16 protein-coding genes are annotated in these 17,892 nt (G+C 48.9%); 5 read left to right on the forward strand and 11 right to left on the reverse strand.

Annotated elements, in window-relative coordinates; genetic code table 11:
- Positions 1 to 179: 179 nt before the first annotated feature.
- Entirely contained in the window at positions 180 to 932 is a 753-nt protein-coding gene (locus DCX48_02280) for a UPF0259 family protein (GenBank protein QXE13437.1), read from the reverse strand.
- A gap of 347 nt (positions 933 to 1,279) precedes the next feature.
- On the opposite strand from DCX48_02280, the gene ompW reads away from it, so the two are divergent.
- On the forward strand, positions 1,280 to 1,915 hold the full coding sequence (gene ompW / locus DCX48_02285; protein ID QXE13438.1) for an outer membrane protein OmpW: 636 nt from the start codon (positions 1,280 to 1,282) through the stop codon (positions 1,913 to 1,915).
- 152 nt (positions 1,916 to 2,067) lie between these two features.
- On the opposite strand, the gene DCX48_02290 is transcribed toward ompW, so the two are convergent.
- From DCX48_02290 to DCX48_02325, 8 genes are all read right to left on the reverse strand, one after another.
- Positions 2,068 to 2,799, reverse strand: a complete 732-nt coding sequence (locus DCX48_02290; GenBank protein QXE13439.1) for a porin — start codon at positions 2,797 to 2,799, stop codon at positions 2,068 to 2,070.
- A 385-nt stretch (positions 2,800 to 3,184) separates the two neighbouring features.
- A complete protein-coding gene (locus DCX48_02295) occupies positions 3,185 to 3,991 on the reverse strand; it encodes a tryptophan synthase subunit alpha (protein ID QXE13440.1) in 807 nt (268 codons plus the stop codon).
- Entirely contained in the window at positions 3,991 to 5,181 is a 1,191-nt protein-coding gene (gene trpB, locus DCX48_02300; protein ID QXE13441.1) for a tryptophan synthase subunit beta, read from the reverse strand. The genes DCX48_02295 and trpB overlap by 1 nt, the downstream gene beginning before the upstream one ends.
- A 16-nt stretch (positions 5,182 to 5,197) precedes the next feature.
- Complete coding sequence (trpF, locus tag DCX48_02305) at positions 5,198 to 6,565, reverse strand: bifunctional indole-3-glycerol-phosphate synthase TrpC/phosphoribosylanthranilate isomerase TrpF (GenBank protein QXE13442.1); 1,368 nt, start codon at positions 6,563 to 6,565, stop codon at positions 5,198 to 5,200.
- Positions 6,566 to 6,572: 7 nt separating this feature from the next.
- The gene (trpD, locus tag DCX48_02310; protein ID QXE17126.1) at positions 6,573 to 7,571 is read right to left on the reverse strand and encodes an anthranilate phosphoribosyltransferase; all 999 of its coding nucleotides are present in this window, start codon (positions 7,569 to 7,571) and stop codon (positions 6,573 to 6,575) included.
- Positions 7,572 to 7,654: 83 nt separating this feature from the next.
- Positions 7,655 to 8,233, reverse strand: coding sequence for a glutamine amidotransferase (locus DCX48_02315; GenBank protein QXE13443.1), 579 nt, complete (start codon positions 8,231 to 8,233; stop codon positions 7,655 to 7,657).
- Entirely contained in the window at positions 8,233 to 9,795 is a 1,563-nt protein-coding gene (locus DCX48_02320; protein ID QXE13444.1) for an anthranilate synthase component 1, read from the reverse strand. Before DCX48_02320 ends, DCX48_02315 begins: the two co-directional genes overlap by 1 nt.
- A gap of 303 nt (positions 9,796 to 10,098) precedes the next feature.
- A complete protein-coding gene (locus DCX48_02325) occupies positions 10,099 to 11,136 on the reverse strand; it encodes an AraC family transcriptional regulator (protein QXE13445.1) in 1,038 nt (345 codons plus the stop codon).
- 318 nt (positions 11,137 to 11,454) lie between these two features.
- Here DCX48_02325 and DCX48_02330 point away from each other — a divergent pair, with 318 nt between their 5' ends.
- The 4 genes from DCX48_02330 (at position 11,455) to rluB (ending at position 16,110) form a co-directional block, all read left to right on the forward strand.
- Positions 11,455 to 13,293 (forward strand): glycosyltransferase, encoded by a 1,839-nt coding sequence (locus tag DCX48_02330; protein ID QXE13446.1) that lies wholly within the window; start codon positions 11,455 to 11,457, stop codon positions 13,291 to 13,293.
- Positions 13,294 to 13,408: 115 nt separating this feature from the next.
- Positions 13,409 to 14,293 carry a PHP domain-containing protein gene (locus tag DCX48_02335; protein QXE13447.1) on the forward strand — a complete coding sequence of 295 codons (885 nt, stop codon included), beginning with the start codon at positions 13,409 to 13,411 and terminating at the stop codon, positions 14,291 to 14,293.
- A gap of 151 nt (positions 14,294 to 14,444) precedes the next feature.
- Positions 14,445 to 15,065 carry a threonylcarbamoyl-AMP synthase gene (locus DCX48_02340; protein ID QXE13448.1) on the forward strand — a complete coding sequence of 207 codons (621 nt, stop codon included), beginning with the start codon at positions 14,445 to 14,447 and terminating at the stop codon, positions 15,063 to 15,065.
- A gap of 160 nt (positions 15,066 to 15,225) precedes the next feature.
- On the forward strand, positions 15,226 to 16,110 hold the full coding sequence (rluB, locus tag DCX48_02345; GenBank protein QXE13449.1) for a 23S rRNA pseudouridine(2605) synthase RluB: 885 nt from the start codon (positions 15,226 to 15,228) through the stop codon (positions 16,108 to 16,110).
- Positions 16,111 to 16,193: 83 nt separating this feature from the next.
- On the opposite strand, the gene cobO is transcribed toward rluB, so the two are convergent.
- A complete protein-coding gene (gene cobO, locus DCX48_02350; protein QXE13450.1) occupies positions 16,194 to 16,784 on the reverse strand; it encodes a cob(I)yrinic acid a,c-diamide adenosyltransferase in 591 nt (196 codons plus the stop codon).
- 18 nt (positions 16,785 to 16,802) lie between these two features.
- Entirely contained in the window at positions 16,803 to 17,564 is a 762-nt protein-coding gene (locus DCX48_02355) for a YciK family oxidoreductase (protein QXE17127.1), read from the reverse strand.
- Positions 17,565 to 17,892 lie beyond the last annotated feature (328 nt).

Raw genomic sequence — 17,892 nt, forward strand, 5'->3', positions numbered from 1 at the left:
CAGTGTCGTAATCATAACCCGCGAGAGTTATCCGATAGCTCATGCCATTATCCTTTATTGTGGAACACCATTCCCGAGATATTGTAATAATTTGCAGAAAATTACGATTGGGTAGATAGCGAACGGGGATCTGGCGAAGCCTATGCCACCAAAGTAGTGGCATAGGCAGAGGACGGCAATTAAGCACGTAGCAGCATATAAAGGCGGAACAGATAAATAAGCAGGATAGCGGAGATCAGATTGCTTAACCCGTTCAGAACCACGCTCAGTACCGTGGGTGAGGAAATCGGTAACTTTGACACGATCAGCAAAATAGCGATTTTAGCCAGCAGCCACATCACGATGGCAGGTGCGGTTGCACGTAAGTTGCTATAGGCCAGTTTGGTGCTCGTTTTAATGGCACTGAAAATTCCGCTTTTTTCAGTGACGACAATCACAGGGGACAAACTCAGCGCAATAGCTAACAACACGCCAGGAATGACCAAAAGCATCATGCCAAGCTGGATGAGCAGGGTGCACAGCAGAATCAAGAAAAGCAGACGCAGTAAAAACGGTGCGGATGCGCCAATGGCTCGCAGGGCACTGGTGCGTTGTCCGTCAGAAACCAACTGGATCAGCATCAGAACCCCGCCCGTTAGCAGCACGTTGCCCACTAACGCAGCAAAAGTGCCTGCCGCCGACATTTTCAGCAACACGGTTTGTTGTTCCGGCGTCATTTGCTGAATCAAATCCATTAGGCCAGATTCGACAGAAGATGACAGATCGCTGCTGGAACTGCTCAGAATCTGTAACTCGTCTCCAGAAGGCGATAACGCATGATTCAGTATGACAGTAATGAATGCCGTCAACAGCGACATCATTAAGATGCTGATGAGCTGGTTACGGGTAAAATTCATTGTGTCACGGTACAACGTGTTAGCCGTGATAGGCATGCAGGCTCCTTGAAAAAGATAATCGACAGAAAGAACTTAACTCGCGATTGTAACCTGTTAATTCGCGCTGTGGCACCCCGTCAACGACACAATGCTGCTTTTCCCTTCACACCAGATCAATGCGGCATTGCTACTAATAGTGATTCTCCTTGTTATCGGTTACGTGTTTTATGATGTTGTGTTGTTTTTGATCTGGATCAATTCCATGAAATTTAATTGGTTAGTGATAAATGATTCAGTTCAATTTGGGGGTGAAATCTTTAAAGGATGTGATCTGGCTTAAAACAAGAATACCTACTTAGGGGTATATTTCGCTCGAAATTTAAACCCTATATAAGGAGTGGGTAATGAAAAAGGCATCTTTCTTATTGTTGGCGGCGGCATTAATGCCGGCATTGGCACAGGCTCATCAAGAGGGTGATTTCATTGTTCGTGCGGGATCGGCAACCGTACGCCCTTCTGAAAGCTCGGACAACGTGCTAGGTAGCCTGGGGTCGTTTCAGGTTAATAACAATACCCAGTTGGGTCTGACCTTCAGTTACATGGTGACGGATAACATTGGTGTCGAATTGCTGGCTGCAACCCCGTTTAACCACAATGTCGGTTTGCGAAGCACTGGGACAATCGCTGAAGTGAAACATTTGCCGCCGTCTCTAGTGGCACAATATTACTTTGGTGATAAGGAAGATACGCTACGCCCCTATCTCGGCGTAGGCGTGAACTACACCCTGTTCTTCGATGAGAAATTTAATGATACGGGGACAAATGCTGGGCTGAGCGATCTGAGCCTGAAAAATTCCTGGGGCATTGCGGCGCAGGCGGGGTTGGATTACAACCTGGATAAAAACTGGTTGCTCAATATGTCCGTGTGGTGGATGGATATTGATACCGATGTGAAATTTAAAGCCGGTAACGATCAGCAAAGCGTGCATACTCGTCTCGATCCGTGGGCCTTTATGTTTGGCGTAGGTTATCGTTTCTGATTGCGAACTTAATTTTATTCTTTGCGTCAGCAACGGCACGCCATAAAAAAACGGCGAAGTTAATAACTTCGCCGTTTTTATAGACAGGAAATAACAAACCAATAAAGAAAAACTATTTACTATTGAATCTATTCTCTAAATGGCGTTAGCCATTAGAAATTGTATTGTACACCAACGCGGTAGCGAGTTTGACGTTCGTCAGTATTTTTGCTGCCAACCACGTTGCCGACTTCAGCGTAAGGCGTCCAGTTTTTATCGTATTTATACGCTAATTTAAAGTTGTGAGTTAGGCCATAGTTGTCGTTGTCAGCAATGTAACCAGGAGATCCTGCTTTGGTTTTTTTATCGTATTCAAATTCGTATTCAACCACAAAGTTCGCTGGCAGTTTATAACCCAGAGTACTGGTGATAGTATAGCCTTTGATGTCACTAGGGTTCGCCGCGGTATTGGTGTTACCGATGTTGTTACTTTTGCGCAGGTAAGATGCACGGTAGCGCAGACCATAATACAGTGAATCGGTGATGTTAGCCGTGCCTTTGATATAAGGGCGATAGTTGTTGTCGTCTGAAGTAGAAACCATGTTCAGGCCGCCTTCCAGCCCAAAGGTTTTATCGAATTTGTACAGGTAGCTGGCGGTCACTTCAGTACCGTTGCTGACGGTTTCGTTATATGGCTTATTTGGGGTTGTATCACTTTTTGATTGACCCCACTTGCCTTCCAGTGACAGACCAAAACCATTGTCGAAACGGTGGGACATCAGCAGGCGATCTTTATGGTCGTTTTTTGCCGTATCCTGCATTTCATGACGATAGTCAATCGTAACAGCCATGGAGCTTAAGCTGATTAAGGAAGTTACCATCATCGTCAATATTTTAGCTTTCATTTTATTATCCCAAGTCAAAGAGAATTATTATTTAAAAACGCGCTGCCACTTTTGTTCAGCGGTTCCATTCTATTTATTATTTCTTACAGTAATGTGAACGAGATCGTTAAAAAGAGAAAATTTTAAATGATCTCAATTATGTGATTTTCTTCGTATTTTACTGATGGGATTTATGCGGTTTGGAAAATAATGGTTAATTAATTTATTTCTTTAAAGTGATGGTAAATAATTATTTCAATTTGAAAATAATTCTTACAATTATAACTAATTAGACATTAAATAATAATTGAATATATTAATCGTTAATTAAATAAGAAATAATTTGAAACATTATTGGGCGCGCGACATCGCTTGCGTTAAGCACAAATCGCGCGCCTGAAAAGTCTTATGAACGTGTAGCCGCTTTCATTTCACTCACAAAGGCGTGTAACTCTGACAGCATGACATCAGGCTGGTTCAGATTTTTTTCGATAATCCGGACGATGGCAGAGCCAGAAATGGCCCCCGCTGCACCTGACGCTACTGTTTCACGCACTTGGGCAGGATCAGAAATGCCAAATCCTTGTAGTGGCGGAGCAGCGTGATACTCGTTCAGTTTGGCAACCAGATGATTCAGCGGCAACTGAGCACGTTTTTCTGCCCCCGTCACGCCCGCGCGTGAAACCAGATAGGTATAGCCACGGCCATAAGAGGCGATCTCTCGCAGCAGTTCATCATCAGCATTGGGTGGACAGATAAATATAGGGGCAATACCGTGCCGCAGCGCTGCGGCACGGAAAGCGGCTGACTCGACCACCGGGACATCTGCCACTAAAACCGAATCGACGCCAACCTCTGCACAGCGCTGATAAAATTCATCAATGCCGTTGCTGAAAACCAGATTGGCATACATCAGCAGGCCGATTGGAATTTCCGGGTATTTCTGGCGTATGGCCGCCAGCATTTCGAAACATTGCCCTGACGTGACGCCTGCGGCAAAGGCGCGCAGGTTAGCATCCTGAATGGTTGGGCCGTCCGCTAGCGGGTCAGAGAAGGGGACCCCCAACTCTAGCGCATCGGCACCGGCGGCAATCAACGTATCGATAATCTTCAGTGACTGCTCGGGGGACGGATCGCCTAGCGTGACAAAGGGGACGAACGCGCCTTCTTTTTTCTCTGACAGGCGTGTAAACAACTGTTGATAGCGCTCCATTAGATTTCTCCCCGATCTTTCAAAATATCGTGCACGGTAAAGATGTCTTTATCACCACGTCCGGACAGGTTGACCACCAGCAGTTGCTCTTTCTCCGGCTCCGCTTTGATCATCTTCAAGGCGTGTGCCAGCGCATGGGAGGATTCCAGTGCAGGGATAATACCTTCACCGCGGCAGAGCGCTTTGAAGGCATCCAGCGCTTCATCATCGGTAATCGAGACATAGTCTGCACGGCCGATGCTGTTCAGGTAGGCGTGCTGCGGCCCTACGGATGGGAAATCCAGCCCAGCGGAAATAGAATAGGACTCTTCAATTTGTCCGTCAGATGTTTGCATCATCGGGGACTTCATACCGAAATAAATACCGACGCGGCCATGCTTTAACGGTGCACCGTGCTGCCCAGATTCAATGCCTAAGCCGCCCGGCTCAATGCCGATCAGGCGAACGTGAGTATCGTCGATGAAATCAGCGAACATGCCAATTGCGTTAGAGCCGCCGCCGACACAGGCCAGCACCGCATCCGGCAAGCGACCTTCTTTTTCCAGGATCTGCGCTTTCGTCTCTTCACCAATCATACGTTGGAATTCGCGTACGATAGTTGGGTAAGGGTGCGGACCTGCCGCCGTTCCCAGCAGATAGTGTGCCGTTTCATAGCTGCCAGACCAGTCACGCAGCGCTTCGTTACAGGCATCTTTCAGCGTGGAAGAACCGCTATGAACTGGAATCACTTCTGCACCCATCAAGCGCATGCGGAAGACGTTCGGCGACTGACGCTCAACGTCTTTTGCACCCATATAAACGCGGCATTTCAGGCCAAGCAGGGCGCAAGCCAGCGCCGTCGCGACGCCGTGTTGTCCCGCACCGGTTTCAGCGATGATTTCACTTTTACCCATGCGCTTAGCCAGCAATGCCTGTCCAAGCACCTGATTCGTTTTGTGCGCGCCGCCGTGCAGCAGATCTTCACGCTTCAGGTACAGCTTGGTTTTCGTCCCAGCCGTCAGGTTTTTGCATAGGGTTAATGCTGTCGGGCGACCCGCATAGTTTTTCAGCAGATCGGTAAATTCAGCCTGAAATTCAGGATCTTTTTGTGCGCTGACGAAAGCCTCTTCCAGCTGGCGCAACGCCGGGATGAGGATCTGCGGAACAAACTGTCCGCCGAATTCACCGAAATAAGGGTTGAGTAATGTCATAATTTTCCCGTCTGTTTTAGTGTTGCTGCTGACGTAACGTCGCAAAAACGGCAGCAATTTTATGTGAATCTTTTTTCCCCGGTTCGCTTTCCACCCCGGAATTGAAATCCAGTCCTGCGCAACCTTGCCGTGCCGCCAGTGCGCAGTTATCGCTATTCAGTCCACCGGCTAACAGCACGTTATCCAGTGACTGATTGTCCAGCAGCGACCAGTTGAAGGTTTTACCGCTGCCGCCCTGACCGTTGTCAAACACGTAGCGATCGACGTGAGTGAGATTACGCTCTGGCAGCACATCCGTGATGCTCAGTGCTTTCCAAATCTGGCACGTTGCAGGTAATTGCTGGCGTAGCTGGTCGATCGTCTGTTGATCCTCATCGCCATGTAGTTGAACAGCCGCTAACCCCAACTGCGTCGTGATAGCAACGATATGAGCGACGGGCGCATTGCGGAAAACGCCGACATAACGCAGTGGCGCACCCTCAATGACATCGGCCGCTTGTTTGGCGTCGATATAGCGTGGAGAACTGGCGACGAAGATTAAACCGCCGTAGAGCGCACCCGCATGATAGGCGGCCTGTGCATCAGCTGCGCGCGTCAGGCCGCAGACCTTGTTTTCACCCAGAATAACGCGGCGTACCGCGCCGTTCAGATCCGGTTCAGACATCAGTGAACTGCCGATCAGGAAGCCCTGAGCAAAAGCGCTGAGTTCACGAATCTGTGCCTGGCAGTTGATACCGGATTCGCTGATCACGGTGACGCCAGCAGGCAGACGCGGTGCGAGCGTCCGGGTACGGTTGAGGTCAATGGAGAGATCGCGCAGGTCGCGGTTGTTGATCCCAACGACGCGTGCTTCGAGCTGAATGGCCCGCAGCAGCTCTTCTTCATTACTAACTTCTGTCAACACGCCCAGCTTCAGGCTGTGCGCCACTTCGGCCAGTTGCTGATATTGCTCGTCGTCCAGCACGGATAGCATCAGCAGAATGGCATCGGCCTGATAGTAGCGTGCCAGATAGATCTGGTAGGGCGAAATAATAAAGTCTTTGCACAACACCGGCTGATGGACTGCCGCGCTAACCTGCGGCAGGAAGGCAAAATCGCCCTGAAAATACTTTTCGTCAGTCAAAACGGAAATAGCAGACGCGTAATCTTTATAGACCTGAGCTATCGCTACCGGGTCGAAATCATCGCGAATCAATCCCTTCGACGGTGACGCCTTTTTGCATTCAAGAATAAAGGCGGGCTTATCTTGTTTCAGCGCCTGATAAAAGTCGCGCTGGCTGGGAACGATCTCATGCTGAAAAGAGGCCAGCGGCTGTGCTTTTTCTCGTTCCGCAACCCAGAGCGCTTTATCACGCACAATTTTATGTAATACGGTTTCCTGCATGGTTCCATTATCCTCTGGCGGACAGGGCGATAACGCGCTGATAAGCCTGTCCACTATGAATGACTTCAAGCGCCTGTTGCGCATTTTGGCGCAGATCTTCTTGTCCGAATAATCTCAGGAGCAGCGCAACGTTGGCGGCAACCGCCGCGGCGTGCGCGCGTTCACCTTTACCTTGTAGCAGTGACGCGAGAATGTCACGATTTTCTTCTGGCGTACCGCCTTGTAATGCCGATAGCGGATGCGTATCCAGCCCGAAATCGCGGTGCGTCAGTTCGTAGGTTTCGATCTCGCCATGGTTCAACTCGGCAACCTGCGTCGGTGCATGAATCGCGACTTCATCCATTCCGCCACCGTGTACAACCGCGGCACGCTGGTAGCCCAGCACTTTCAGCGTTTCGGCGATAGGGCGAACCAATTCGGGGCTATACACGCCAATCAGCGCCAGCGGTGGACGAGCGGGGTTAACCAACGGCCCCAGCACGTTGAAGACGGTGCGTGTTTTGAGCTGCTGACGTACCGGCATGGCATGACGGAAGCCCAGATGGTATTGCGGAGCAAACAGGAAACACACGCCCAGGTCGTCCAGCGCCTGACGGGAATCCTGTGCGCTCATATCCAGCTTAATGCCGAAAGCGGAGAGTAAGTCAGAGGAACCGGAACGGCTGGATACGCTACGGTTGCCGTGCTTGGCGATTTTCAGACCACAGCTGGCAGCAACGAAGGCACTGGCCGTCGAAATATTGATGCTGTTGGTGCCGTCACCGCCTGTGCCGACGATATCGGCAAATAAATAGTCAGGGCGCGGGAACGGCTGCGCATCGGCCAGCAGAGCCGTGGCAGCACCGGCGATCTCATCGGGATGTTCGCCGCGCACTTTCATACTAATCAACGCCGCTGCCAGTTGGCTGGCTTCCAGTTCACCGCGAATAATGGCACCAAACAGCGCCTGACTTTCCTGACGGCTGATGCTGTTCGCGCCGTATAATTTTTCCAGTATGTGTTGCATGGTAATGACATCCTGAGCAGTAGACGGTTCCTGGGTCTTAGACGACGGTTGTGTAGAAGACAGTTGCATAATCGTATCCCTCGTTAAGCCAGCGCCCAGTCCAGCGTTTGTTCCAGCAGTCGAGCGCCGTGCGTGGTCAGGATCGACTCAGGATGGAATTGAAAACCGCAGACGCGATCGGCATCGTTCCGCACGGCCATGACCATCGTGTTGAAGTGTGCGTTGACGGTCAGCGTCGACGGAATGTTGCTGCCGACCAGCGAGTGGTAGCGAGCGACGGGCAATGGATGCGGTAAACCGCTAAACATGCCGCTGGCATCGTGGTCGATGGCAGACGCCTTGCCGTGCAGGATTTCACCCGCCTGACCGACATGGCCGCCGTAGGCTTCCACAATGGCCTGATGGCCGAGGCAAATGCCGATAATCGGCAACTGACCGCGCAAACGTTGCAGCAGCTCAGGCATACAACCCGCTTCGGCTGGCGTGCCGGGGCCGGGGGAGAGCATCAGGATCGGTTTTTCCATTTGCTGTAACCGCGCGATGATGACGTCGGCAGGCAGATGGTTACGGTAAATCACGACCTGATGACCGCTGGCACGCAGCTGATCCACCAGGTTGTAGGTGAATGAATCGATGTTATCGAGCAGCAGGATATCGGCCATCAGAAAATCTCCTTTGCATGGTGCGCGCTGGCAATGGCTCGCAGTACGGCCCGGGCTTTATTGCGTGTTTCGTCGGCTTCGGCTTGAGGGTTAGAATCCAGCACCACGCCCGCACCGGCCTGAACAGTGGCAATACCGTCTTCGACATAGGCGGAGCGAATGACGATGCAGGTGTCCAGGTCGCCGTGAGCGGTGAAGTAGCCCACCGCGCCGCCGTAGCTGCCGCGTCGGGTTTTCTCACTTTCGGCAATCAGCTGCATGGCCCGAACTTTCGGCGCGCCGCTTAGCGTGCCCATATTCATGCAGGCGCGGTAGGCGTGCAGCACATCTAAATCTTCACGCAATGTCCCCACAACGCGGGAGACCAGATGCATGACAAAGGAATAGCGGTCCACTTTGGTCAAGTCAGCAACGTAACGGCTACCCGGCTGACAGATGCGCGCCAGATCGTTACGGGCTAAATCTACCAGCATCAAATGCTCAGCCAGCTCTTTATGGTCGGTACGCATTTCCAGTTCAATACGGCTATCGAGATCGCGATCCAGCGAGCCATCGGCACGGCGACCGCGCGGGCGAGTACCGGCAATCGGATAGATTTCGATTTGACGGCTGTCTGCATCGTATTTCAGCGAGCTTTCCGGCGAGGCACCGAACAACGTGAAGTCTTGATCCTGCATGTAAAACATGTAAGGGCTGGGATTGCTATCCTTCAGCGTTTGGTAGGCGGCCAGCGGTGAAGGACACGGCAGAGAGAAACGACGTGACGGCACGACCTGGAAAATTTCACCGATGCGGATAGCTTCCTGCATCTGGCTGACGACTTCCCCGAAAGCCTCATCGCTCTGGTTGCAGCTCAGCGTCATGTCTTCGATGGACTGACGCGGCAGCGCGGGCGCGGGCTGAGTGAGCTGAAGTTGCAGCTGTTCCAGACGCTGTTGCAGACGCTGCTTTTCGCTATGGTTCGGTGTAAACAGGCTGGCTTGCAGAGCGGTCACACGTTTTTGGTGGTCAAGCACCAGCAGCGTTTCTGCCAGATAGAAGCAAAAATCCGGGCAACGCTGCTGCTGGTTCAGCGCAGGTAATTCTTCAAACCCGGCGACCAGATCGTAGGCGAACAGGCCGCCGAGAAACATAGCTTCACGCTCATCTATCGGGCAGGCGACCAGCGTCAGAATCTGACGTAAGGCGTCAAACACGGACAGCGAACGCAGGCGAGCATCTTCGTCCTGCATGGCGTCTGCCAGTGGGAACGTGAGTTCACGACCGTTCGGACGCGGCTGATTGATAATCTCCACTGGCAGCGCGGCATCCAGAAGCGGCAGAAGGCTGGCGCCGTTTGCCGTGAGTGCCTGAATGGAAACGTGCTGACCCAGTGCGGTGATGCGTAGTGCGCTATCTACGATCAACAGGCTTTTCAGGTTTTCCTTGCTGTCGATTTCAGCCGACTCTAACAGCAACGTTGCCGGTCTGGCACCGCAGAGCTGATGGAAGATGGCGCTGGGGTCGTTACGGTAAACGGCCTCAATACGCAGCAGTTCCAGTTTAGGTTGTGTTGTTTGCATTCTTGCTACCCGTTTAATGTTGTGACCATCAAATAAAAAGCCCGCTTAGTTAAGCGGGCCTGGGAATATCTGCATGTGTGATAACAGCGATGCGTGATTAGTCCACCCGCGAGAGGGAAGAGCGCCACCAACCATGCTTCATCATTTTCTGCGTTGCCATTATCATCATCTCACTGTTTGTATACTGATTACTGTCTGCGCACTGCGCTTGTGTACTAGTTAACTGGTTCGGGGATAAAATGTCAACACCTTCAATAGGATTATTTTATCGATGCTTTACATCATAAAAAGGCAGCAGTTATGTCATTTCATAGGCAAGCATGCCTTCTTACAACCTCTTTCACGAAAGAACCCAGGAGATGACCTGAACCAGCGTAGGCATGCACGGTGGAAACTACTGAGATCTTTATATCCAACCAATTCAGCAACTTGAGAAAGCGAATATTGGCTATATATGAGATAATATTCTGCAAGATTCATTTTAACGTCCTCAAGTATATCCTTGAAATAAGCCCCTTCTTCTTCCAGACGCCTCTGTAATGTCCGGGGAGTCATAAAAAGGTCAGATGCGACAGAATGAATATTGCACGAACCGGTTTCTAGTTTTTTGTTAATGCTGTCTCTTACTCGGCTCTTTATTGTTTTATTAAAAAGAATGTCGATCAAGCAGGTTGCGTGTTTTTCATGCAATTTGAAAAGTGACGCATTGGAAGTAACCAATGGCATTAACAGGATCTCTGCATTCAGATAAACACAATTTCGATGTGTGCCAAAGGTCATTGGGCAAGCAAATAGCGTTTCATATTTTCTTATGCCATAGGGTTGTGGATAACTAAATTCCATGGAAGAAAAATGAGTAAAATTAGCAGCAGTGAGCCACTGACAATAAGCCAGTAAACTGGCAACCGTTAATTCATGAAATTGACGAGTGATTTCTTTGTTTTTATCTTGTGGGTAAAGATAAGTAAATCCTATGCAGTATGTGTTTGTGTTTTTCTTATCTAACGTTAGCTGACAGCCGCTGTATAACAGTCTAGAAAAACGGCAAAGGCATTCAAGTGCATGTAATAAATTGTCACTACTCATCATAATATAATTAACGATATCATAATCACCAGGGTGAAAGTATTCATAAGATAGTAACCCAAAACTTTCTTTTCCCTGACTGGCATAGGCAATGTTAAGCAATTTTTGAATGTTATAAACACTGGTGAATTCATCACCGATTTCTTCACTCCTATAGCGTATTGTTGCATCGTTTGATAGCGCGTCTACGATTACCCCTTCCTTTTTTAATATATTCTCTAATGATGTTATATATTTTTTTCTTATTAAATACATGGTGGGTACACTCCTTGTTTTATTTTTTATCTCATCCAATAAGTAACTTTATGGGAACAGGTTTAATTTATCAAAAATGTCATTTAATGGCAAATAAGTGTCATCGTTAAACATTGTCAAATGTAGAATATTTTTTTTGGCATAGATAATCAAAATAATGTCATCATTTCCCTTAATAATAAATCGGCGAATAAGATATTAATATTGCGTTAATCATGATGATTATCATCATTCAGGGCGTGTTTTGATATCACCATCTTAATGGTGTGAAAACTATCACCCCCTGATTATTACAAATATTTCTTAATGGGGCTTTTAATGTTTGAATTTATCTCTCTTGATAGGGATGGTGTTTTATATATTGCTGCTTTCTTGGTGATAATAAGATCTGTGTCACTCTATATTTTTTCGAAAGGAAACAATGTTGATAAGGCCAATGTCAACATATTGATGCTGGTTTTTTTTCTGCTCTTTATGACAGCATCCTCCCTTTCATCGTGGCCGCTTATTTATTTTTTGGCACTGTTTTTCGTCGGCAGTATTATCTCTTTCACATGGTTCACATACTCAGGAATGATAACCCCGTTTGGGTCGGGACTTACAGCAATTAGCACTACTTTGCTTTTATGTCTGCTCAGCTACATGCTTTCTTTTTATGAAACGTTTGTCGAACATGGTTTTCAGGCTATTTTTATTGCTATTTTTTTATTTTCGATAATAACATCGATTTATTCATTTTACTATTTGCCATTTTCTCAAAACTCCTTGTTTTATCTTAATTTCAAGAGAAATAAAAAAGTGATGCATATCCAGAGTGTTAGTGAAGTCTACTCACCCAAAGTCACTATCCATCTGCCTTGCTATTCTGAACCGCCAGAAATAGTAATCAATACGCTGAATAGTATTTCCGCATTAGATTATGACAATTATGAAGTTATCGTCATAGATAATAACACTCGGGATGAAACACTCTGGAAACCCGTGGAAAAACACTGTAGCATGTTGGGTGAGAAATTCAGATTTTATCATGTTCCTGTACTAGCAGGAGCAAAAGCTGGAGCATTGAATTATGCATTGAAAATCACGTCTTCTGATACTGAGTTGATCGCTGTTATTGATGCGGATTATATCACCGAACCCGATTTTATTCGACGCTACGTCAAAATTTTTAAAGATGAAAACGTCGGTTTTGTTCAGACTAGCCATGATTACTATAATCATCAATCAAGCCCTGTTATGGAAGGCGCCTATTATTTCTGGACATTATTCCATAAAATAGAACTGCCATCATATACCGAAATTAACGCTGCATTTACCGTCGGGACGATGTGTATTTTGAGGCGGAATATATTGGAGAAGGTAGGAGGGTGGGATGAAACTGCATTGACAGAGGATTCTGAGCTTGCAGTAAGAATGCATGCGCAGGGATATATAGGTTACGTATTCGCTGATACGGTAGGAAGAGGACTGATTCCTACAACTTTTTCTGATATGAAAAAACAGCAAGTTAGATGGACTGCGGGGCCTGTTCAACAATTACTTAAACATTGGCGGCTGTACTTCGGTTTTTCGAGTGAAAATAAAATGACCCTCAATCAAAGAGTCATGGAAATTAGACATAGTACATCCAGAATCAAACCCGTTTTTTCGCTAATATCACTTCATATTATGGTGGTGGTGAGCTTCTTTCTCTTGAGCGGGAATGTTTATTTATCTATTCCTTATGAATTTATCGTTTTCTTTTTATGCATGTTGATAAGCACCTTTATTGAAAAAATGGCCTATTTTAGATTATTTAATTGCTCAGGGATTCTTCCCGTTTTCTATCATGGGATTATGGCTCGGGCGTTAGAGTGGACTTTTATTTACGGAGTCATTTCATCACTGTTTGGTTTTTCAATGAAATGGGATAGGACAAATAAATTTGAAAATTCGAAGAGCATTAAGCGTGCATTTTTAGCATCAAAAATAGAGGTGGTAATGAGTGTCTTTTTTTTCTTATACTCATTTTTTTTATTATCCGGAAATCATTCTGGTTATAATGATTTTGTTTTCCTTACAGGTATTGCATGCCTTGTTAAAGGGATAGGTTTCCTGTGTGCGCTGCTTGTGGCTTCCTTACTGGAAAACAATTTGCGTATCCTGGAAGCACCTTAAAAATCTCGTAGGGGAAAGGAGAGAAAAGGGCACGCAGAGAAGATGAGAATTACCCTTTTCCTCCTATTGATGGCATCATGCGGCCTTCGCATTATTCTTGTTAATGGATAGGCTTGTGCCAGAAGATTCTCAACCGATATCGTCGTTCCCACTTTATGATTTGCATAGCCATACCACGGCATCTGATGGTCTTTTAACGCCGACGGCGCTGGTCAGTCGGGCGGTAGACATGCGGGTGAGCGTGCTGGCCATTACCGATCACGACACGACGGCTGGACTTGACGAAGCGCAACATGCGATTGCACAACAGGGGCTGCCGCTGAGATTGGTTTCCGGCGTGGAGATCTCCACGCTGTGGGAAAACCATGAGATCCATATTGTCGGATTGGGGATGGATACTGCACACCCTGCATTGACGAGGTTGCTGCAACAGCAGGCGGCGTGTCGGCAAAGTCGGGCGGAGCAGATCGCGGCTCGACTGGAAAAAAACCGCATTCCTGATGCGCTGGCTGGCGCACAGCGTCTGGCGACCGGAGGGCAGATTACACGCGCGCATTTTGCACGTTATCTGATCGAACTGGGTATCGCGGCGAATATGAATCAGGTGTTCAAAAAATATCTGGCGAAAGGCAAAATCGGTTACGTGCCACCGCAGTGGTGCACCATCCCGCAAGCGATTGAGGCGATTCATCAATCCGGCGGTGTGTCGGTGTTGGCGCATCCGGGGCGCTACGATTTGACGGCCAAATGGCTAAAGCGCCTGTTAGCTACCTTCGCAGAAAGCGGCGGGATCGCGATGGAAGTGGCGCAATGCCAGCAGGCACCGGATGAGCGAACACAGTTGGGACGCTATGCGCGTGACTACAACCTGATGGCGTCGCAAGGATCGGATTTCCACCTGCCGTGCGCCTGGATTGAGCTGGGCCGCAAGCTGTGGCTGCCTGCCGATGTCGAACCCGTTTGGCACCATCCGCTATTGGTGGAGGCTGGCAGCGCATAGCCGCGTTGATGCCACGACACTCTTTTTGAAATAACAAATTCATGGAATAACAATCTTTTACCGTCAACACGTTCTATAATAATCCTTATTGCACGATGAAGCGGGTTGGAATGAACAGCGCCGCGAAATGTCAGACGTACGAGGTAGGGTCATGAGCCAGTTTTTCTATATTCACCCACAGAATCCGCAGCCGCGATTGATTAATCAGTCGGTCGAGTTTTTGCATAAAGGTGGGGTGATTGTTTATCCAACGGATTCCGGTTATGCGTTGGGCTGTATGTTGGGCGAAAAGAACGCGTTGGAACGCATCTGTCGGATTCGCGATCTGGGTAGCGATCATAACTTCACGCTGATGTGCCGCGATTTGTCAGAACTATCGACGTATGCCCATGTTGATAACGCGGCCTTCCGGTTGATTAAAAATAATACGCCGGGAAATTACACGTTTATTCTGAAAGCGACAAAAGAGGTTCCTCGCCGCTTAATGAATGACAAACGCAAAACTATCGGTCTGCGTGTGCCGTCTAATCCTATTGCACTGGATCTGCTGGCCGCGCTGAATGAACCTCTGATGTCGACAACGCTGATGCTGCAGGGAAATGATTTTGCTGAATCCGATCCAGAGGAAATTCAGGAAAGATTGGGAAAACTGGTGGATTTGATTATTCACGGCGGTTCTCTTGGTCAACAGCCTACGACGGTTATCGACTTGACCGAGTCCGTACCGCGCGTTGCCCGTGAAGGTACTGGCGACGTTACGCCGTTCTTATAAGCGCTGCGACGGCTATAACAATGGGAATACAAATGGCGCGAAGATCGGTATAATCGCGCCAGTATTGCATATAACGAACGATTTTTACGTAACCTGCTGAATTTTATCGGCAGTTATGACTCCCCCCGACGCCTGGGAAGGCGACACTAGAGGTTGCTCAATGAGCGAAAAGTTACAAAAAGTTCTGGCGCGCGCCGGACATGGCTCACGCCGCGAAATTGAAAGTATCATTCAGGCTGGACGCGTCAGCGTTGATGGTAAGATTGCCACTCTGGGCGATCGCGTTGAAGTGACGAAAGCCACTAAAATTCGTATTGATGGTCATGTGGTTACCGTTAAGGAAACCGAAGAAACCGTGTGTCGCGTGCTGGTGTATTACAAACCAGAAGGCGAGCTGTGTACCCGTAACGATCCTGATGGGCGTCCAACGGTGTTTGACCGTCTGCCGAAAATTCAGGGCTCTCGTTGGGTTGCTGTAGGGCGTCTGGATGTGAACACCTCCGGCCTGCTGCTGTTCACGACCGACGGTGAATTGGCCAATCGCCTGATGCACCCCAGCCATGAGGTTGAGCGCGAATATGCCGTGCGTGTCTTCGGCGAAGTTGATGATGAAAAGATCAAACAGCTGAGTAAAGGCGTACAGCTGGAAGACGGCCCTGCATCGTTCCGCACTATCCGCTATCAGGGCGGTGAAGGCCTGAACCAATGGTATAACGTGACGCTGACAGAAGGGCGTAACCGTGAAGTTCGCCGTCTCTGGGAAGCGGTTGGCGTGCAAGTTAGCCGCCTGATTCGTGTGCGCTACGGCGATATTACGTTGCCAAAAGGTATTCCACGCGGTGGCTGGACAGAAATGCCGTTGGAACAGCTGAACTATCTGCGCGAGTTAGTGCAGCTTCCGGCAGAAACCGTGTCGAAACTGCCGGTAGAGCGTGAACGCCGTCGGGTGAAAGCGAACCAGATCCGTCGTGCGGTAAAACGTCACAGCCAGATCAGCAGCGCTCCGGCACGTCGCACGTCGCCAAAGTCTAAACGCAACGGCTAATCTTTTTTATCAATACGCTTCACGGGCAGCCTTCGCTGCCCGTTTTCATTTAGCCTCATTACTGATAGCAATAAGGCTAAAGACTACCAGTCAATCCCTTGTTGTGCCTGAATCCCGTTATCAAACGCATGCTTTACCGGGCGCATTTCCGTCACGGTATCGGCCATTTCCAGCAAATCACGGTGGCAACCACGTCCGGTGATGATCACGGTCTGTCCTGCAGGGCGCTGCTTTAAGGCAGTGACAACGTCACTTAATTCCAAATAATCGTAACTAACCATATACGTCAGCTCATCTAATACGACGAGATCAAGCTGTGGATCGGCCAGCATCCGTTTACCTGCCTGCCAGACGTGCTGTGCCGCTTCGCTATCCGTCTGGCGATTCTGTGTCTCCCAGGTAAACCCGGTTGCCATGACCTGAAATTCCACGCCGTGTTGTTGCAGCAAGTTTCTTTCACCGTTTGGCCATTCACCTTTAATAAACTGAATCACACCAGCCTGTAATCCGTGGCCTATCGCCCGTGTGACGGTGCCAAACGCTGCTGTCGTTTTCCCTTTCCCATTACCAGTGAAAACAATCAGGATACCGCGTGCTTCATTCGCAGCGGCGATGCGGGCATCGACCTTTTCTTTCAGGCGCTGCTGGCGTTGCTGGTGGCGTTCATCGCTCATACTTAGTGTTCTTCTCTATTATTCGGCTGGACCGACTTTTCTACCTGGCTGTGCATCAAAACTCATCCCTGTCTTACGGCGGCTATCATCGCCCATCAGATAGAGATACAACGGCATGATATCTGCCGGCGTTTTTAGCTTCATCGGATCTTCGTTGGGGAAAGCCGACGCGCGCATATCCGTACGCGTTCCGCCGGGATTAATACAGTTAACCCGCAGATTGTGTGAACGATACTCATCTGCCAGCACCTGCATCAGACCTTCTGTGGCGAATTTAGATACGGAATAAGCTCCCCAGTTGGCGCGACCTTCGCGGCCGACGCTGGAACTAGTGAAAACCAGAGAAGAGCATGGCGATTTCAATAACAGCGGCAGTAGCGCCTGCGTCAACATGAAGGTCGCGTTGACGTTAACCTGCATAACCTGATGCCAGATTTCAGGCGTTTGCTGTACGACTGGGACAATTTCCCCGAGCAATCCGGCATTGTGGAGCACGCCATCCAGATGAGGTACAACCTGCGCCAGCTCGTCAGCCAACTGAAAGCACTGCGTGGAGGATAAGGCCAGCATATCGCAGACAACAACGTGTGCTGTCGTACCGTGTTCCTGTTCGATCTGCTGTTTAACCGCCTGAAGTTTACTTTCTGTCCGCCCCAATAAGATAACGTGTGCGCCATGGCGGGCGTAGTTCAGCGCGGCTTCCCGGCCAATGCCGTCGCCCGCGCCAGTGACCAGAATGATGCGGTTTTGCAGTAAATCGATTTTAGGCTGGTAGTGCACAATGAATTCCTCTTGCCGCGACGTAGGACGCCACGCTTCAGATAATAGACCTGCCATAGCATATCGCTCCGACGTGAGCTGTCGGGCGGGCGGTTCGGAACGTCAAGTGAAGGCGCATCCGGGCAGGGCGAATGAGGGTGTTATGCCTCAAATGCTGTACGTTTTCAATGAGACTGCCTCTATTTATCCCAGCGCTGTTGTAAAAAGCAGCAATAGGCATAAAAACCACAGGAATAACATCGCCATATTGCGTGCCATCAGTTAGGTTATAGAAAGGGAATGGCGCGCGACGTCAACGCCATGGTTGGTGAGTAAGCCAATATTAATT

This window comes from Pectobacterium atrosepticum, from assembly GCA_019056595.1.
GTDB classification, from domain to species: domain Bacteria; phylum Pseudomonadota; class Gammaproteobacteria; order Enterobacterales; family Enterobacteriaceae; genus Pectobacterium; species Pectobacterium atrosepticum.